1 protein-coding gene is annotated in these 1,725 nt (G+C 67.9%); it reads right to left on the reverse strand.

Annotated features, from left to right (window positions below):
* A partial coding sequence (locus tag RMO97_RS18405; RefSeq protein ID WP_310542465.1) for an OB-fold nucleic acid binding domain-containing protein occupies positions 1-1,725 on the reverse strand: 1,725 nt, incomplete at both ends.

Here is a 1,725-nt window from a genome sequence, read left to right on the forward strand (position 1 = left end):
TAGTGGAAATCGCGGCTGTGGATCAGGCCCCCCGCCTTGCGTCCGGAATCCGCCGCCGGCCCCTCGTCGCGCAGGCGGGCGGTGAGGTGGGAGAGGTCGGTGAAGCTCTTGGCCACCAGGTGGACCACATCGCTCTCGATCTGCAGCTGGCCGTGGACCTGCAGCAGGGAGGCGGTCATCACCAGCCGGCGGTTGGCCTCGAAGGCGTCCTTCCAGATGACGATATTGGCGATCCCGGTCTCGTCCTCCAGGGTCATGAACACCACCCCCTTGGCGGTGCCCGGCCGCTGGCGCACCAGGACGATCCCCCCCACCGAGGTCCACCGCCGGTCGCGCATATGCTTCAGCGCCACCGCCGGGACCGCCCCGGCCTGGGCCAGTTCGCCCCGGAAGAACTCGCAGGGGTGGGCCTTCAGGGACAGGCGCGTGGTGCGGTAGTCCTCGGTGACGTTCATGGGCAGGCTCATGAGGGGCAGCTCGACCTGGACCTCCGGACGGTCCATCGCGGCCAGCAGGGGGGCGTCGGTCTCGACCTTGGTCTCCCCCACCAGACCCTTCACCGCCCACAGGGCCTGGCGGCGGCTCAGGCCCATCCCGGCGAAGGCGTCGGCCTCGGCCAGCAGCTCCATGGCCCGTCGCGACAGGCCGCGCGCGAAGGCCTCGAGCGTGCGGACGCCGGCGGCGCGCATCTTCACCAAGGTCTTCCCGTCGTCTTCCTTGAAGCCCTTGATCTGACGCAGGCCCAGCCGGACGGCGCGCAGGCGCTGGCCTTGCAGCGGCTCCAGGGTGCAGTCCCAGTCGCTGGCCATCACGTCGGGGGCGCGCACCTCCACCCCATGCTCGCGGGCGTCGCGGACCAGCTGGGCCGGCTGGTAGAAGCCCATGGGCTGGCTGTTGAGCAGGGAGGCGCAGAAGGCGTCGGGCCAGAAGCACTTCACCCAGGCCGAGGCGTAGACCAGCAAAGCAAAGCTGATGGCGTGGCTTTCCGGGAAGCCGTAGGAGCCAAAGCCCTCGATCTGGCCGAAACAGTTGTTGGTGAACTCCTCGTCGTAGCCCTTGGCCAGCATGCCGGCGATGAACTTTTCGCCGTATTCCCCGACATTGCCGTGGTGTCGGAAGGTGGCCATGGCCCGGCGCAGGCCGTCGGCGGCGGTGTCACTGAAATTGGCGCCCTCGATGGCGATCCGCATGGCCTGTTCCTGGAAGAGCGGCACCCCCAGGGTTTTCTTGAGAATCCGCTCCATCTCCTTCTGGTCGAAGCCCTCCGAGGGTCGCGGATAGCTGACCTGGCTCGGGTCGGCGCGGCGCTTCAGGTAGGGATGGACCATGTTGCCCTGGATGGGGCCCGGCCGGACGATGGCGACCTCGATCACCAGATCGTAGAACTTGCGAGGCCGCAGTCTCGGCAGCATCGACATCTGGGCCCGGCTCTCCACCTGGAAGACCCCCACGGAGTCGGCCTTGCAGAGCATGTCATAGACCTCGGGCGCCTCCTGCGGGATGTGGGCGATGTCGCTGATGACAGTCCCGTCCTCCAGGGGCGGCAGCATGTCGAAGCTGCGCTTCAGGGCGGTCAGCATGCCGAGCGCCAGGATATCGACCTTCATCAGGCCGATGGCGTCGATGTCGTCCTTGTCCCACTCGATGAAGGTGCGGTCGGCCATGGCGGCGTTGCCGATCGGCACGGTCTCGTCCAGCCGCCGCTTGGTGAGCACATAGCCGCCG

The sequence above is a fragment of the Phenylobacterium sp. genome, assembly GCF_031425575.1.
Classification (GTDB): Bacteria; Pseudomonadota; Alphaproteobacteria; order Caulobacterales; family Caulobacteraceae; genus Phenylobacterium.